This is a genomic window from Klebsiella sp. CN_Kp104 (assembly GCF_040064515.1).
Taxonomy (GTDB): domain Bacteria; phylum Pseudomonadota; class Gammaproteobacteria; order Enterobacterales; family Enterobacteriaceae; genus Klebsiella; species Klebsiella aerogenes.
In genome coordinates this window covers 159970-176257 of record NZ_JBEAII010000001.1, presented here as the reverse complement: position 1 = coordinate 176257, position 16288 = coordinate 159970, and the positions used below count along the sequence as shown (strand labels likewise).

The 16288-nt window shown below is 54.7% G+C and carries 13 protein-coding genes; 7 read left to right on the top strand and 6 right to left on the bottom strand.

Going from position 1 to position 16288, the window contains the following annotated elements; genetic code table 11:
* Nucleotides 1-334: 334 nt before the first annotated feature.
* The 5 genes from trxB to infA all read left to right on the top strand — a co-directional run bounded on the left by trxB (nucleotide 335) and on the right by infA (nucleotide 6231).
* On the top strand, nucleotides 335-1303 hold the full coding sequence (gene trxB, locus ABLU80_RS00840; protein ID WP_015367489.1) for a thioredoxin-disulfide reductase: 969 nt from the start codon (nucleotides 335-337) through the stop codon (nucleotides 1301-1303).
* 114 nt (nucleotides 1304-1417) lie between these two features.
* Entirely contained in the window at nucleotides 1418-3184 is a 1767-nt protein-coding gene (gene cydD / locus ABLU80_RS00835) for a cysteine/glutathione ABC transporter permease/ATP-binding protein CydD (RefSeq protein WP_046883511.1), read from the top strand.
* Nucleotides 3185-4906 carry a cysteine/glutathione ABC transporter ATP-binding protein/permease CydC gene (cydC, locus tag ABLU80_RS00830; protein WP_348849591.1) on the top strand — a complete coding sequence of 574 codons (1722 nt, stop codon included), beginning with the start codon at nucleotides 3185-3187 and terminating at the stop codon, nucleotides 4904-4906.
* 42 nt (nucleotides 4907-4948) lie between these two features.
* Nucleotides 4949-5653 (top strand): leucyl/phenylalanyl-tRNA--protein transferase, encoded by a 705-nt coding sequence (gene aat / locus ABLU80_RS00825; protein WP_047080666.1) that lies wholly within the window; start codon nucleotides 4949-4951, stop codon nucleotides 5651-5653.
* Between the two features lie 359 nt (nucleotides 5654-6012).
* Nucleotides 6013-6231, top strand: coding sequence for a translation initiation factor IF-1 (gene infA, locus ABLU80_RS00820; protein WP_001040187.1), 219 nt, complete (start codon nucleotides 6013-6015; stop codon nucleotides 6229-6231).
* Between the two features lie 83 nt (nucleotides 6232-6314).
* Here the strand turns inward: infA and ABLU80_RS00815 are convergent, their stop codons facing one another.
* From ABLU80_RS00815 to clpS, 3 genes are all read right to left on the bottom strand, one after another.
* Complete coding sequence (locus ABLU80_RS00815; RefSeq protein WP_047080665.1) at nucleotides 6315-6791, bottom strand: hypothetical protein; 477 nt, start codon at nucleotides 6789-6791, stop codon at nucleotides 6315-6317.
* Between the two features lie 98 nt (nucleotides 6792-6889).
* Nucleotides 6890-9169, bottom strand: coding sequence for an ATP-dependent Clp protease ATP-binding subunit ClpA (clpA, locus tag ABLU80_RS00810; RefSeq protein WP_015367493.1), 2280 nt, complete (start codon nucleotides 9167-9169; stop codon nucleotides 6890-6892).
* Nucleotides 9170-9199: 30 nt separating this feature from the next.
* A complete protein-coding gene (clpS, locus tag ABLU80_RS00805) occupies nucleotides 9200-9517 on the bottom strand; it encodes an ATP-dependent Clp protease adapter ClpS (RefSeq protein ID WP_015367494.1) in 318 nt (105 codons plus the stop codon).
* A 324-nt stretch (nucleotides 9518-9841) separates the two neighbouring features.
* Here clpS and cspD point away from each other — a divergent pair, with 324 nt between their 5' ends.
* Entirely contained in the window at nucleotides 9842-10063 is a 222-nt protein-coding gene (gene cspD / locus ABLU80_RS00800; RefSeq protein ID WP_015367495.1) for a cold shock-like protein CspD, read from the top strand.
* A gap of 68 nt (nucleotides 10064-10131) precedes the next feature.
* On the opposite strand, the gene macB is transcribed toward cspD, so the two are convergent.
* Together macB and macA are read right to left on the bottom strand one after the other, a co-directional pair.
* Entirely contained in the window at nucleotides 10132-12078 is a 1947-nt protein-coding gene (macB, locus tag ABLU80_RS00795) for a macrolide ABC transporter ATP-binding protein/permease MacB (RefSeq protein ID WP_047080664.1), read from the bottom strand.
* Nucleotides 12075-13190: a macrolide transporter subunit MacA gene (macA, locus tag ABLU80_RS00790; protein ID WP_015367497.1), complete on the bottom strand. Its 1116-nt coding sequence runs from the start codon at nucleotides 13188-13190 to the stop codon at nucleotides 12075-12077. Before macA ends, macB begins: the two co-directional genes overlap by 4 nt.
* A gap of 158 nt (nucleotides 13191-13348) precedes the next feature.
* Here macA and ABLU80_RS00785 point away from each other — a divergent pair, with 158 nt between their 5' ends.
* A complete protein-coding gene (locus ABLU80_RS00785; protein ID WP_015367498.1) occupies nucleotides 13349-14305 on the top strand; it encodes a VirK/YbjX family protein in 957 nt (318 codons plus the stop codon).
* Here ABLU80_RS00785 and ABLU80_RS00780 read toward each other — a convergent pair.
* The gene (locus tag ABLU80_RS00780) at nucleotides 14302-15960 is read right to left on the bottom strand and encodes an ATP-dependent endonuclease (RefSeq protein ID WP_047080663.1); all 1659 of its coding nucleotides are present in this window, start codon (nucleotides 15958-15960) and stop codon (nucleotides 14302-14304) included. The two genes, ABLU80_RS00785 and ABLU80_RS00780, sit on opposite strands and share 4 nt — an antisense overlap.
* Nucleotides 15961-16288 lie beyond the last annotated feature (328 nt).

The window sequence follows — 16288 nt, the reverse complement described above, 5'->3', positions numbered from 1 at the left end:
GGCATTTGCGTGCATGAACATTCGCCACACGCGAAACACTGCTTTTCTTCTTCCATGAATGTTTTCGCAAAAGCACAGGGGATTGTCAAAGCAAAACATCGATTTTTAGTACAAGATGCCAGATATTCATCATCAACCCCCTCTGAATCTCATGTTTTCATCTTATAATCAGGGCGCTAACAGTAGAATTAATTATATTTTCCGCTCGTTAAATCGCCAATCCATCGGCGGGTTCTATTGCACATATCGTTAACAAAATCGCTACGCTCTTTTTTTACGCCCGCAAATTCCCTACAATCCAGCCCAATGTATGCCAATAAAATATGGGGATCTCATGGGCACAGCCAAACACAGTAAACTGCTTATTCTAGGTTCTGGACCTGCAGGATATACCGCGGCGGTCTATGCTGCGCGCGCAAACCTGCAGCCGGTGCTGATCACCGGCATGGAAAAAGGCGGTCAGCTGACCACCACCACTGAAGTGGAAAACTGGCCAGGCGACCCAAACGATCTGACCGGTCCGCTGCTCATGGAACGCATGCACGAGCATGCCACCAAGTTCGAAACTGAAATTATTTTCGACCATATCAGCAGCGTCGATCTGCAAAACCGTCCGTTCCGCCTGGTCGGCGACAGCGGCGAGTACACCTGTGACGCGCTGATTATCGCTACCGGCGCTTCCGCCCGTTATCTGGGTCTGCCTTCTGAAGAAGCTTTCAAAGGACGCGGCGTCTCTGCCTGCGCCACCTGCGACGGTTTCTTCTATCGTAACCAGAAAGTCGCGGTCATCGGCGGCGGCAACACGGCGGTTGAAGAAGCGCTGTATCTGTCCAACATCGCTGCTGAAGTGCATCTGATCCACCGTCGCGACACCTTCCGTGCGGAAAAAATCCTGATCAAGCGCCTGATGGATAAAGTGGAAAGCGGCAATATCGTGCTGCACACCGATCGCACCCTGGAAGAAGTCACCGGCGACCAGATGGGCGTCAGCGGGCTGCGTCTGCGCGATACCAAAAATAGCGATAACGTTGAGACGCTGGACGTCGCCGGTCTGTTCGTCGCCATTGGACACAGCCCGAACACCGCTATCTTTGAAGGTCAGTTAGCGCTGGAAAACGGTTATATCAAAGTACAATCCGGCATCCACGGCAACGCCACGCAAACCAGTATCCCTGGCGTGTTCGCCGCGGGCGACGTGATGGACCATATCTACCGTCAGGCGATTACCTCCGCCGGCACCGGCTGTATGGCGGCGCTGGACGCGGAACGCTATCTGGATGGTTTAGCTGACGCTTGCAAATAATCTTTACAAGTCAGTAACAAAGGTAAAGAAGGCGACGAAAAGTCGCCTTTATTTTTGCCCCGTTGTAACATTGCCGTGCCCAAAAATCTCATAACGACACCTGCTAAGCGCGCAATGAATAAAACCCGTCAACAAGAGTTAACCCGCTGGTTAAAAGAAAAAAGCATTATCTCCCGTCGCTGGTTGATGATTTCTCGCCTGCTGGGCGTCGTGAGCGGTCTATTGATCGTCGCTCAGGCGTGGTTCCTGGCGCGAATACTTCACCGAATGATAATGGAAAATATCCCGGCGACGGCGCTGCTGCTGCCGTTTACCTTGCTGGCGCTGGTGCTGATCCTGCGCGCCTGGGTGGTGTGGCTACGCGAACGCGTCGGCTTCCACGCCGGCCAGCATATCCGTTATGAAATTCGCCGCCAGGTGCTTGACCGTCTTCAGCAGGCGGGCCCAGCCTGGATTCAAGGAAAACCCGCCGGCAGTTGGGCGACGCTCATCCTTGAGCAAATCGACGATATGCATGATTACTACGCGCGCTATCTGCCGCAGATGACGCTGGCCGCCTGCGTGCCGCTGCTGATTGTTATCACTATCTTCCCCAGCAACTGGGCAGCCGCGCTAATTTTACTCGGCACCGCCCCGCTGATCCCGCTCTTTATGGCGCTGGTCGGGATGGGCGCCGCCGATGCTAACCGGCGCAATTTCCTTGCGCTCGGTCGCCTTAGCGGCCACTTCCTCGACCGTCTGCGCGGCATGGAAACGCTACGCCTGTTCAACCGCGGCGAGGCGGAAATTAACAATATCCGCGATGCGTCGCAGGATTTCCGCCAGCGGACGATGGAAGTCCTGCGTCTGGCCTTTCTCTCCTCCGGCGTGCTGGAATTCTTTACCTCGCTTTCCATCGCGCTGGTGGCAGTCTATTTCGGTTTTTCCTACCTCGGCGAGCTCGACTTCGGCCACTACGGCGTCGGCGTCACGCTGATGTCCGGTTTTTTAACCCTGATTCTGGCCCCGGAGTTTTTCCAGCCGCTACGTGATTTAGGCACATTTTACCATGCCAAGGCGCAGGCCATTGGCGCGGCGGATAGCCTGAAGACTTTTATGGAAACGCCGCTGGCACAGGCTGAACGGGGCGAGAAAACGCTAAGCGATCATGAACTGATTCGCCTCGAAGCCCGCGATCTGATGGTGAAATCGCCGGATGGCAAAACGCTGGCAGGCCCGCTGAGTTTCACCCTGAACGCTGGCGAGCGCGTGGTCCTGGTCGGCCAGAGCGGTTCCGGTAAAAGCTCGCTGCTGAATACGCTGACAGGCTTTCTTCCCTATGAAGGTTCGCTACAGGTTAACGGCGTGGAGCTGCGCGATCTCGATGCTGAACGCTGGCGTCGGCTAATTAGCTGGGTCGGTCAAAACCCGCAATTGCCCGCCGCCACGCTGCGTGAAAACGTGCTGCTAGCGTGGCCAGAAGCCACGGAAGCGCAACTGCAGCTAGCCCTGGATAAGGCCTGGGTCAGCGAATTTATTTCCCAATTGCCACAAGGTATTAATACCCCGTTAGGCGATCAGGCTGGCGGCCTCTCGGTCGGCCAGGCTCAGCGTATTGCCGTTGCGCGCGCGCTGCTGGTGCCGTGCCGCCTGTTGCTGCTTGATGAACCAGCGGCCAGCCTTGACGCTCACAGCGAACAGCGTGTGATGCAGGCGCTATCTAACGCTTCTACCCAGCAGACCACGCTGATGGTTACTCACCAACTGGCAGGACTGGCCGAGTGGGATGCTATCTGGGTAATGCAGGATGGTCAGATTGTCGAGCAAGGCGGCTATGCGCAGCTTTCTGCCGCTGGAGGCGCGTTTGCCTCACTGTTAGCCCATCGCCAGGAGGAAATTTAAATGCGCGCACTGTTACCCTATCTGGCGCTATACAAACGCCACAAATGGCTGCTGACCCTCGGCGTGGTGCTGGCTATCGTCACTCTGCTGGCAAGTATCGGGCTATTAACGCTTTCCGGCTGGTTCCTGTCGGCCTCTGCGGTGGTCGGGGTCGCCGGGATTTACAGTTTTAACTACATGCTGCCTGCCGCAGGCGTTCGCGGCGCGGCAATTATTCGTACCGCCGGCCGCTACTTTGAGCGTCTGGTGAGCCACGATGCCACTTTCCGGGTATTGCAGCACCTGCGCGTCGCCACGTTTAGCAAACTACTGCCGCTCTCCCCTGTCGGGCTGGCGCGTTTTCGTCAGGGTGAGTTACTCAACCGCATCGTGGCAGATGTCGATACGCTGGATCACCTCTATTTGCGCGTGATCTCGCCGCTGGTTGGTGCACTGGTGGTCATCCTGGTGGTGACCATCGGCTTAAGCGTACTCGATGTCACCCTGGCGCTAACGCTTGGCGGAATTATGCTGGCGACGCTACTCCTGCTGCCACCGCTGTTTTACCGTGCCGGTAAGCCGACCGGGGAGCAGATCACCCAGCTCCGCGGGCAGTATCGCCAGCAACTCACCTCCTGGCTACAGGGGCAAGCCGAGTTAATGCTGTTTAATGCCAGCGATCGCTACCGTAAACAGATGGAAAAAACGGAACAGCGCTGGCAGGAGGCGCAGCGCCGCCAGGCTGAGCTCACCGCCCTGTCGCAGGCGCTGATGCTGCTGATTGGCGGCATCGCAGTGATCGCCATGTTGTGGATGGCCTCCGAAGGCGTTGGCGGTAATAGCCAGCCGGGGGCGCTGATCGCCCTCTTCGTGTTCTGCGCCTTAGCGGCATTTGAAGCGCTGGCGCCGGTCACCGGCGCCTTCCAACATCTCGGCCAGGTCATCGCGTCCGCTCGCCGCATTACACAGATTACCGAGCAGCAGCCCGAGGTGACGTTCAGCCAGCAGACACCGCAAAGCTTCTCCCAGGTAGCGCTTACCCTGAATGAGGTAACCTTCAGCTACCCGCAGCAGTCGGCCCCGGCGCTAAAAGATATTTCTCTGCAGGTCGCGGCAGGCGAGCATATCGCCATTCTTGGCCGTACCGGCTGCGGTAAATCGACTCTGCTGCAGCTATTGACCCGCGCCTGGGATCCGGCCAACGGTCAGATTCAGCTAAATGGCCAGCCACTTAGCGAGCTGTCTGAAACGACCCTGCGCCAGGCGATGAGCGTCGTGCCGCAGCGGGTGCATCTCTTCAGCGCGACGCTGCGCGATAATCTGCTGCTCGCCGCGCCGCAGGTCAGCGACGCCAGGCTTGCCGATATCCTGGCGCGAGTCGGCCTGGAGAAATTGCTTGAAGATAGCGGCCTGCATAGCTGGCTTGGCGAAGGCGGACGTCAGCTTTCCGGCGGCGAATTACGTCGACTGGCTATCGCCCGCGCGCTATTGCACGATGCGCCGCTGATGCTGCTTGATGAACCCACCGAAGGCCTGGATGCAACAACGGAAAGCCAGATCCTTGATTTACTTAGTGAAGTGATGCGCGATAAAACCGTGTTGATGGTCACTCACCGTCTGCGCGGGCTGGCGCGTTTTAATCAGATAATAGTCATGGACAACGGCCAAATTATTGAGCAAGGTAGTCACGCAGAGCTGCTGGCGAAACAGGGCCGTTATTACCAGTTTAAGCAACGTCTGTAAGCTATTATTGTCAACAATTGCTGGTGCGTATTGAGGTCAAAAATGCGTCTGGTTCAGCTCTCTCGTGACTCTATCGCCTTCCCTTCCCCGGAAGGCGCTCTGCGTGAACCAAATGGCCTGCTGGCGCTGGGTGGCGATCTCAGCCCAGCCCGTTTGTTGATGGCCTATCAGCGCGGTATTTTTCCATGGTTTTCTCCCGGCGACCCTATTTTATGGTGGTCGCCCGATCCACGCGCCGTACTGTGGCCGGAGCAATTCCACTATAGCCGTAGCATGAAACGTTTCCATCAACGTTCGCCCTATCGGGTAACGCTCAATCACGCCTTCGGCCAGGTTATCGAGGGCTGCGCCAGCCATCGCGATGAAGGCACCTGGATCACCCATGGTATCGTTCAGGCCTATCACCAGTTACATGAACTCGGTCATGCTCACTCCATCGAAGTATGGGATGAGGATAGGCTGGTCGGCGGCATGTATGGCGTGGCGCAGGGAGCGCTGTTTTGCGGCGAGTCGATGTTCAGCCGGGCGGAAAATGCCTCCAAAACCGCGCTAATGATCTTCTGTCAGGCTTTTGCCCAGGGCGGTGGCAGATTAATTGACTGTCAGGTTCTTAACGCGCATACCGCCTCTTTAGGAGCGATTGAAATCCCGCGCCGCGATTATCTCGATTACCTTTCCGTATTACGCACCTATCGCTTACCGGAGCGATTTTGGGTACCAAGGGTGCTATTTAGCGGTAATGGATAAATGTTTTCAGCACATTTCTTAGCGCGGTGGTATAATTGCGCGGTAGAGTAGCTTCTGCCTGTTGCCCCGCCGCCGTTTGGGAATATTAAGAGTCAGATAACGCCCATCGTTCTGTCACTGCCCTTTACGTTTGCGCCTGTCATGTGGTTTTACCGCGTGTATTCCGGGCAATGCGCCAAAACTACTTCGGCGATTTATACCCGTCATGTTTTAAGCTGCAGGCGCTGGCTGCGCGCAATTATTTACCGCCAGCCTGCGACGCGAACTGTTTTGGGTATACGTAAAACTTTACATACTTGCTGAACTTCGGCATTATCTTGCCGGTTCAAAACTACGGTAGTGATACCCCAGAGGACTAGATGGCCAAAGAAGACAATATTGAAATGCAGGGCACCGTACTTGAAACGTTGCCTAACACTATGTTCCGCGTAGAACTGGAAAACGGTCACGTGGTAACTGCGCATATTTCCGGTAAAATGCGTAAAAACTACATCCGCATTCTGACGGGCGACAAAGTGACTGTTGAGCTGACCCCGTACGACCTGAGCAAAGGCCGCATTGTCTTCCGTAGTCGCTAATTGTTTCCGCCGCTAAGGCGTCAGATGCTGAAGGCCGGGCTCCTGCCCGGTCTTTTCATTTCAACTTCCCTCACAGCGACTTATTATTGCGCCTCTTTAATCAATGGCAAGGTGTCGTTTTGCGCTTCTTTCGGTACCTGAGCGCTGATTTTATCGATGCCAATAAAATCGGAAGCGAACCCAGCATATATCATTAAGCCATATTCGGTGGTAATGGTTTTCTCGGTAGTGTAGTTCTGTGACTGCGTCATCACATCTACCTTTTCCCCTTTGTTGGTTTTCATCATCATACCAACACGCTGGATAATTAATGCGCACTCCGGTATCTGCTGCGTCTTCATCTCTTCCGCGGAGATATCGACCGTTTGCACCCGGGTAAACTGGCCCGCTTCGTTGGGGAAAAAAGCGTTATAGCGTGATTGTCCTGGGATTTTCACCAGGTAGAAGGGATGTTCAGCACCGGTAAAACGATAACTTCCCGTCATATCCGGACATTGCGCCTGAGCGGTAATAGAAAACAGCGCCAGTGAGGCGCAGAGCAATAGCTTGCCGGGTTTCATGGTTCATCCTTGTGATGTGATCCGTCCTGCTCCACGCTAATAAAAAAAGACCGGGCTGTCACCAGCCCGGTCTTTATCACTGAACAATTCAGAATTTATTAATGCGCCGCTTCCGGTTTGTGCTTCTGCGCGCTGTGGAAACCGTAGGTCAGCACATTGTTGGCTTTATCCAACTCAACGGTAACCTGGCCGCCGTCCACCAGCGAACCAAACAGCAGCTCGTTCGCCAACGGTTTCTTCAGGTTATCCTGGATCACCCGCGCCATTGGACGCGCGCCCATTGCCCGGTCATAGCCCTTCTCTGCCAGCCAGTCACGCGCTTCCTGACTCACTTCCAGCGATACGCCTTTCTGATCCAATTGTACCTGCAGTTCGACGATAAACTTATCGACTACCTGATGGATCACGGTGGTAGAGAGGTGATCGAACCAGATGATGTTGTCGAGACGGTTACGGAACTCCGGCGTAAAGATCTTTTTGATCTCTTCCATCGCATCGGTGCTGTTATCCTGCTGAATAAGACCAATCGATTTACGCTCGGTTTCACGCACCCCGGCGTTGGTGGTCATCACCAGCACCACGTTGCGGAAGTCCGCTTTACGGCCGTTGTTATCGGTCAGCGTACCGTTATCCATCACCTGCAGCAGGATATTGAAGACATCCGGATGCGCTTTTTCGATCTCATCAAGCAGCAGCACCGCGTGCGGATGTTTGATAACCGCATCGGTCAACAGCCCGCCCTGATCGAAACCGACGTATCCCGGAGGGGCGCCAATCAAACGGCTGACGGTATGACGTTCCATATACTCGGACATATCAAACCGCAGCAGTTCAATACCCAGCGCTTTCGCCAGCTGCACGGTGACTTCGGTTTTCCCAACCCCGGTCGGCCCGGCGAACAGGAAGGACCCAACCGGTTTATGCTCATGTCCAAGCCCGGCACGCGCCATTTTGATGGCTTCGGTCAGCGCTTCTATCGCTTTATCCTGACCAAAGACCAGCATTTTCAGACGGTCGCCAAGGTTTTTCAGCGTATCGCGATCGCTGCGGGAGACGCTCTTCTCCGGAATACGCGCGATGCGCGCAACCACGGATTCGATATCCGCCACATTGACCGTTTTCTTACGCTTGCTGACCGGCATCAGCCGCGCCCGCGCGCCCGCTTCGTCGATCACGTCAATCGCCTTATCCGGCAGATGACGATCGTTGATGTATTTCACCGCCAGCTCGACCGCCGCTCGCACCGCTTTAGCGGTATAACGCACATCGTGGTGCGCTTCATACTTCGGTTTCAGGCCGTTGATGATCTGCACCGTCTCTTCGACAGAAGGCTCGGTCACGTCGATTTTCTGGAAACGACGCGCTAAGGCACGATCTTTTTCGAAGATGTTGCTGAACTCCTGGTAGGTCGTGGAGCCAATCACCCTGATCTTGCCGCCGGAAAGCAGCGGTTTAATCAGGTTAGCCGCATCAACCTGGCCGCCGGAGGCCGCCCCTGCGCCGATGATGGTATGGATCTCATCGATAAACAGGATGCTATTGGTATCCTGCTCAAGCTGTTTCAGCAGCGCTTTAAAGCGTTTTTCAAAATCGCCGCGATATTTGGTTCCTGCCAGCAGCGAACCGATATCCAGCGAGTAAATAGTGCAATCCGCCATCACTTCCGGCACGTCGCCCTGGACGATACGCCAGGCGAGCCCTTCCGCAATCGCGGTCTTGCCGACGCCGGATTCTCCCACCAGCAGCGGGTTGTTCTTACGGCGGCGGCACAATACCTGAATAGCACGCTCCAGCTCTTTATCACGGCCGATCAGCGGATCGATACCGCCTACGCGCGCAAGCTGGTTGAGATTGGTGGTGAAGTTTTCCATACGATCCTCCCCGCCTGCTTGCTCTTCGTTACCCGGCTGGCTCGCATTGTTTTCCGAAGGCTGGCTGGGCTCGTCTTTGCGCGTGCCGTGAGAGATGAAATTCACCACATCAAGGCGGCTGACTTCATGTTTACGCAGCAGATAGGCGGCCTGCGACTCCTGCTCGCTGAAAATCGCGACCAGTACGTTAGCGCCGGTCACTTCGCTGCGACCGGAGGATTGGACGTGGAAAACCGCACGCTGCAGCACGCGCTGAAAGCTTAGCGTCGGCTGGGTGTCTCGCTCTTCTTCCGTAGCCGGAAGGACGGGAGTGGTCTGTTCGATGAAGGCTTCAAGTTCCTGACGCAAAGCGACCAGGTCCACGGAACAGGCTTCCAGCGCTTCGCGTGCCGAGGGGTTGCTGAGCAAAGCCAGCAACAAGTGCTCGACGGTCATAAATTCATGACGGTGCTCGCGCGCTCTGGCGAAAGCCATGTTTAAACTGAGTTCCAGTTCTTGATTGAGCATAGGCACCTCCCCCAATTTTCATGCCTGTAATCAGGCTTTCTCTAGCGTACACAGCAATGGATGCTCGTTCTCCTTGGCATACTGGTTCACCATAGCGACTTTGGTTTCCGCAACTTCGGCGGTAAAAACGCCGCAAATCGCCTTACCTTCATAGTGAACCGTGAGCATCAGTTGCGTTGCACGTTCTACATCATAAGAAAAGAATTTTTGTAACACGTCAATAACAAACTCCATTGGAGTGTAGTCATCATTGACTAATATCACTTTATACATAGATGGTGGTTTAAGCGCATCACGAACTTCATCTTCTACCAGTTGATCGAAGTCCAGCCAATCTCTCTTACTCATCGTCAATGTTCGTCATCGGTTGCTGTTGCCAACAGGCCGCGGCCTGTCGATGATCTGAGGTTATGCACGTTACAAATCTACAATAGATCATAGATAACTATCATCTATTGCTTCCATCCGCGACGCCTGTCACATTCCCCAGCAATAGCGTTAACTGCTTCAAATTTTGACGCATTTTTCACCGTCCACCCTCGTCAATTGCTTGACGCATTTCCGTATTTCTCTAAATTGTACTGGCGAGAGTTGGCGAGCAATTGTACAACTCGTGACTCCCTACCGGTTCATTCCATCTTACTTATAAAGATTTACGAAGGATGTCGAAGTATGGAAATGGGTACTGTTAAGTGGTTCAACAATGCCAAAGGGTTCGGTTTCATTTGCCCTGAGGGCGGCGGCGAAGACATTTTCGCCCATTACTCCACCATCCAGATGGATGGTTACAGAACGCTAAAAGCCGGGCAATCCGTTCGGTTTGATGTTCACCAGGGGCCGAAAGGCAATCACGCCAGCGTGATTGTTCCTGTGGAAGCAGAAACGGCTGCATAACTCTTTTGCTTCATTGTGTACATCCTGCTAATAAAATGCCAGTCCTTCTGACTGGCATTTTTATCACCTTACTCTCGTGCCAACGCATCCACAGGGTCTAATCGCGCGGCATTACGCGCCGGCAACCAGCCAAACAGCACCCCGGTCAACGTCGAACATAAAAATGCGGTCAATAGTGCCAGCGGCGAAAAACCGATTTCCCAACCGGGTAAGAACAGTTGCAAAATGAACGCAATCATCAACGATAAACTCACGCCGATGGCGCCGCCCACCAGACAAACCAGCACCGCTTCAATAAGAAACTGCTGCAGAACATCCCTGGCCCGGGCGCCAACCGCCATTCTGATGCCGATTTCACGGGTACGTTCCGTCACTGAAACCAGCATGATATTCATCACCCCAATTCCGCCGACGACCAGCGCGATCACCGCCACCAGGGTCAGGAACAGCTGTAAAGTATGTGTGGTCCTTTCCGCCGTTTTCAAGACACTGTCCATATTCCAGGTGAAAACATCTTTTTTGCCATGGCGGAGCTCAAGCAATCGCACCAGCTGCTGTTCAGCGGTGGCGCTATCGTAGCCCTCCTGCACGCGGACGGTTATCGAGTTTAGCCACGATTGCCCCATCACCCGTCCGGCCATCGTGGAGTAAGGTAGCCAGACGCGAAGAATTTTGCTGCTGCCGAACATCGATTGCTTCTCATCGGCCACGCCGACAATCGTCGCCGGCATATTACCGACCAAAATCACCTCGCCAACCACTTTCGCCTTGTGAGGAAATAGCTGGCGGCGGGCATTGCTATCCAGCACCACCACCTGCGCCCGGCTATTCAGCTGCAGCTCATTGAACGTATTTCCCTCGCTGAACGTCATACCGTAAACATTGAAATATTGCGCGCCAACGCCTTCGGCGCTGGCGGCCACATCGATATTATTGGCGCGCAGGCGCAGGCTTTTCGATACCGCCGGCGTCGCAGAGCTCACCCACGGCTGTTTTTGAATTGCCAGCAGATCATCATATTTTAACGCCTGCTGATAACGCGGATCGTCATCGCCAAAATCTTTGCCGGGGTAAACGTCGATGGTATTGGTGCCGATAGCGCGAATATCGGCTAAGACCAGTTGTTTCGCCGCATCGCCAACCACCACAATAGAGACCACCGAAGCGATACCAATAATGATGCCGAGCATAGTAAGCAGCGTACGCATTTTATTCGCCGCCATCGCCCGCCAGGCCATCACCAGCGCCTCGCGAAAACCGCTACTGAACTGACGCCAGACGGAAGGCTCCGCACGGGATTCGGCGCGAAGCACGCCGCCTTTCTCCGGCGATGACGGCGGCGGGTTACGCACAATTTCACCGTCGCGCAGCTCGATGATTCTCTCCGCCTGAGCCGCGACCTGCGGGTCGTGGGTGACGATAATCACCGTATGCCCCTGCGCCTTTAGCTGATGCAGGATGGCCATAACCTCTTCGCCTGAGCGGCTATCCAGCGCCCCGGTCGGTTCATCGGCGAGGATCACCTCACCGCCGTTCATCAGGGCGCGCGCGATACTCACGCGCTGCTGCTGGCCGCCGGAGAGCTGCGACGGGAAGTATTCCGCTCGCTCGCCCAGACCTAATCGGGTGAGTAAATCTCGCGCCCGTTCAAGACGAATCCGGCGCTCTTTGCCGGCATAAATAGCAGGGACCTCGACGTTTTGCGCCGCCGTGAGGTGCGATAACAGATGGTAACGCTGGAAAATAAAGCCGAAGTGCTCGCGGCGCAGCCTGGCCAGTTCCTCGCCGCTCAGATGCGCCACATCGACCCCGGCAACCTGATAGGTGCCGCTGGTGGGCTTATCAAGGCAGCCAAGGATGTTCATCAGCGTCGATTTCCCGGACCCTGAAGCCCCGACGATCGCCACCATTTCCCCGGCGGCAATACTAAGGGTGATCCCCTTAAGCACGTCAACTTCACCGTCGCCAGAGGGGTAACTGCGGCGAATATCACGCAGTTCAAGCAGCGCCGTCATTTTGTCGCTCCGGGCGTGCTTTCGCTGATAATGACCTCATCGCCCTCTTCCAGCCCTTTCGCCACCGCCACATCGGTATCGTTACGCGCGCCAATAACGATTTCACGCTCTTTCACTTCCCCGTTGCGCAGCAGGCGCACGTTATAGCGGTTATCGCCGATGGCGTCGCCCAGCGCGCTGAGGGGAATAGTAATCACGTTTTTCACTTCCGCTAGCTGGATATGCACCTGCGCAGTCATTTCAAGACGCAGGATCCCCTGCGGGTTAGGGACTTCAAAACGCGCATAATAAAATATGGCATCATTGACCTTTTCCGGCGTCGGCAGAATATCCTTCAGCGTACCTTCGTAACGAGTCAGAGGATCGCCGAGTACCGTAAACCAGGCTTTTTGTCCCGGCTTAAGATGGATCACGTCAGCTTCCGAAACCTGCGCTTTGACCAGCATGGTACTGAGGTCCGCCAGGGTCAGAATGTTTGGCGCCTGCTGGGCGGCAATCACCGTCTGTCCCTGCAGGGTGGTGATTTGCGTCACTTCACCGGACATCGGCGCCAGGATACGCGTATAGTCGAGGTTGGTTTTCGCGGTGTCGAGGGTCGCCTGGTTGCGTTTGATCTGCGCTTCGATGGTGCCGATTTGCGCCTCTTTCACCGCCACATCGGTGGCGGCGGTATCCAGATCCTGGCGAGAAACCAGCTGACGCTGCGCCAACTGCTGCTGGCGCGCTAATGTTACTTGCGCGAGCTTGCGTTCGGCCTGCGCCTGTTTCAACTGCGCGCGCAGTTCCATGAGCGTCGCGTCGACTTCTTTAATCTGGTTTTCCGCCTGCTCCGGATCGATGACCCCCAGTAGCTGGTCTTTCTGCACTTTATCGCCAATATTGACGCGCAGCGTTTTCAACTGGCCGCTGACCTGGGCGCCGACGTCGACTTTACGCAGAGCATCTAATTTGCCCGTCGCCAGAACGCTCTGCTGCAGATCGCTTTTGCGCGCCACCAGCGTTTGATACTGCGGCAACGGCGCGTTAAGAATGCGCCATCCCCAGATGGCCGCTATCACTACCACTAACGCCAACAGCCACCAGACTTTCCTGCGTTTTCCATTCAATGTCATAAAAAAATTCCTGATCTTTTCCCCGCAGCTCGGACGATGATTCTATCTAAACCGCGTGACAACAGAACTTAATTTTTAGCAATCCTTCATTTTTGTTTAAGCGGTGTTAATCGGGGGGATGATGAAATGGCGAAAAAATAACAGAACCAGGAATGATCATGTCTTCAATCGCTGAAAATCCAGATTCCGAACTATCGCAACCTAAAACAGGCTGGAAACTTTTCTGCCGTCTCGCCAGCGGAGAGATAACGCCGGGACGTGCCTGGCGTAACCCGGCATACCGCCGCAAGTTTATTTTACGTTCATTGATGAAGCCATTTGCCACCGCGCAATTATTAAACGACCTGGCGCGTCAGCCTCAGCTTCCGGCCATGCTTAACGTACAGCCGGGTTTACCCTGCCGACTGCATCGTCCCTGGTTGTCGGTAAATTGCAGCCAACAGCAGATTCTGGATGCGCTCAATTTCCACTATCAAGCTATGAGTGAACAATTGACACCGCTGGCGCTAAATGGGTATTTATCACGTGCGGGAACCCTGCTGGCGACTATCAGCGGTAAAGACGATCGGCAGTTTCGTATTGTGCTGCGCGCTGAGCCGAATCTCGATAAGGAAGGCGAAGCCACGCTAAGTTTCGTGACAGAAGAAGATATCGTACTTGCCGAACTCACCTTTACGCTTTGTCGACTGGAAGGCAAACGCGTCATGTGGATTGGCGGGCTTCAAGGTGCCAAAGCAAATGTATCGCATCAGTTGATACAAGATGCGACTAAAGCCTGTCATGGACTGTTCCCGAAACGACTGCTGGTGGAAGCGGCGATGTCAATGGGGCAATCATTCTCTGTTGAGCGCCTGCAGGCAGTGAGCAATACCACACATATTTATCGCAGTATTCGCTATCGCAAGAAAAAACAGGGATTACTGCATGCGGATTACGATAGTTTTTGGCAATCGTTAGGCGCGCATCCGCTGGCGAGCGGCGATTTCCAACTGCCGCTGGTCATGCCGCGTAAACCAATGGAAGAGATTGCCAGTAAAAAACGAGCGGAATACCGCCGTCGTTATGCCTTACTGGATAGCCTACAGCAACAGAGCGTCGCTTGCTGCCGCCCCTAATCAGCGCGCCCACGCGCCAGCCACAGCACGCGGGAAAACATCTTTTTCAGTAACGTCGGGACGGCGTCTACTCCCCGCCGCCCGGCCTCCATCGCGACCTCTATCGCCAGATCGGGTTTTGACGAACGATGTATGGCTTTTGTTATCACCCGGCGCATGTTCATCGGCATATTCTCCGGGATCTGCGCCACACGGTGGTAGACATCGTCGAACCCCTGACGATACATAAAGTGTTCCATGTCCATTGCCGGAAGCATGGTTAAGTGCACCCGTTCCAGTTCGTTATCATTGTTGAGCAGCCCACGGACCGTAGCGGCATACTTCTTACCGGCCTCATCGCCATCTACCAGCACATGCCATTCAATCCCCATCCGGCGGGCGAATTTAATCAGCGGCTTGAGCCCGGATTGGGCGAATTCAATCACCTTCACCCCTTCAGCATCGAAATGATGCCCGCACTGGCGCGCCAGTTCGTTGATAACCCAGGTTTCCGTTTCGCCTTCCACCAGCAACCAGCAGCGGGCAAACAGCGATGAGGCGCGGTTGAAGCGAATGTGAAACGCAATGCGGCGGCTATCTTCCGCATTCATCCCGCCGGGACCGAGCCGCCACGCCGAGACGCGGGACGATTCACGCACCAGGCGACACACCTGCTCAACCGGTGTCAACGACAACAGCTCGCCAGAATTGGTCGTGGTCACTCGCTGCAGCGGTAGCAAATTCAATAAATGCCAGGCGACCGAGAGCATGATCGGATGCAGACGCGTTTCCGGGTCCTCAATCAGCAGCAGCGGCCGCGCATCGCGATCGAGTCGGACGGTTCCCTTCGCCTGTAATAAAGTGGAGAACAGCCCAAGCAGGATCACCCGATGACTGCGTCCGCCGGGTTTATCAATCATTCGGTTAATAATATCGAGATAGCGCCAGCTGCGTTGTTCGTCATGAGAACGGCGGCGCATCAGGCGATTGCGGCTTTGCGCGCTGCTCTGCTCGGCGAAATAATGTTCTAGCAGTTGCACCATCGCCGACAGCCCTTCGCGGATTTGCCCGTCGGTGAGATTTTGCGGGTGATTAACCAGCTCGCGGGAGAGAAAATCCAGCTGACGGGCGGTGATCTCAATTTGCGGCGAATGCGGCACGGTACCGTTGTGAATTCGGCGCATAAAGCGTGCGTCGCGCAGGCGCAATACCGGCATTAAGCGCACCAGGTGGCGCGCCAGTTCGTCGATATCTTGCATCTCCAGCGCCTCTCCCTGGCAGTTAATAAAACTACGCAGGGTCATCACGCTGCCGTCATCCGCCAGCTCACCCTCAAGGCGATAGAAAATGCGCTGATAGCCGTCATCACAGGGCACCCAGCAATCGCTAAGCGGACGAAAACGGCGCACGCGATGGCGCCCGGGTTCATTTTCACGGAAAGTTAAAATGATATGCAGATGATGCTCGCGTCCCTGAATATCGCCAGGTGGAAACCAGAAGTCATCGCGCACGAAATGGTACAGGTCAAATTCCGGCGATAACAGCAGCGTCAGAGCGTCCAACAGGCTGGATTTACCCCAGGCGTTTTCGCCGATCAGCACATTGTTTTGCTCAAGCATCAACGATAAACGGTTGATACCGCGAAATCCGACGATCTCTACACGCTCAAGATGCATATCCCCTCCGCCTGGCCCACATTCTCCTTCAGTAATCAGTAGTATAGCGAGACGCACACGACATGGCACCCCCAGCGTCGCTGGCCGATAATTGAATCCAGAAATGAATGAGTTTGTAAGGTAACGGCTCTTGATTTCATATAATTAATAAATTAATTCATCTTCGGTAGTAGTTTATTTTTCAGCATTGTGTTCTACACTTGCATAAATCATGCATGGTGAAAGGAAAATCATCTCATTGCTCTAAATCAAATTACATCAATTTATTTAACTAGTCCGAGGGTGGCGTTCGTCCCTAAAATAGCGACGCTTTATTTTTATCGTCATC

Excerpts from the sequence above, each read along its gene's own strand:
- infA (WP_001040187.1), top strand. The coding sequence starts at position 6,013 with ATGGCCAAAGAAGACAATATTGAAATGCAGGGCACCGTACTTGAAACG.
- clpA (WP_015367493.1), bottom strand. The coding sequence starts at position 9,169 with ATGCTCAATCAAGAACTGGAACTCAGTTTAAACATGGCTTTCGCCAGA.
- cydD (WP_046883511.1), top strand. The coding sequence starts at position 1,418 with ATGAATAAAACCCGTCAACAAGAGTTAACCCGCTGGTTAAAAGAAAAA.
- ABLU80_RS00785 (WP_015367498.1), top strand. The coding sequence starts at position 13,349 with ATGTCTTCAATCGCTGAAAATCCAGATTCCGAACTATCGCAACCTAAA.
- cydC (WP_348849591.1), top strand. The coding sequence starts at position 3,185 with ATGCGCGCACTGTTACCCTATCTGGCGCTATACAAACGCCACAAATGG.
- ABLU80_RS00815 (WP_047080665.1), bottom strand. The coding sequence starts at position 6,791 with ATGAAACCCGGCAAGCTATTGCTCTGCGCCTCACTGGCGCTGTTTTCT.
- aat (WP_047080666.1), top strand. The coding sequence starts at position 4,949 with ATGCGTCTGGTTCAGCTCTCTCGTGACTCTATCGCCTTCCCTTCCCCG.
- clpS (WP_015367494.1), bottom strand. The coding sequence starts at position 9,517 with ATGAGTAAGAGAGATTGGCTGGACTTCGATCAACTGGTAGAAGATGAA.
- cspD (WP_015367495.1), top strand. The coding sequence starts at position 9,842 with ATGGAAATGGGTACTGTTAAGTGGTTCAACAATGCCAAAGGGTTCGGT.
- trxB (WP_015367489.1), top strand. The coding sequence starts at position 335 with ATGGGCACAGCCAAACACAGTAAACTGCTTATTCTAGGTTCTGGACCT.
- macB (WP_047080664.1), bottom strand. The coding sequence starts at position 12,078 with ATGACGGCGCTGCTTGAACTGCGTGATATTCGCCGCAGTTACCCCTCT.
- ABLU80_RS00780 (WP_047080663.1), bottom strand. The coding sequence starts at position 15,960 with ATGCATCTTGAGCGTGTAGAGATCGTCGGATTTCGCGGTATCAACCGT.
- macA (WP_015367497.1), bottom strand. The coding sequence starts at position 13,190 with ATGACATTGAATGGAAAACGCAGGAAAGTCTGGTGGCTGTTGGCGTTA.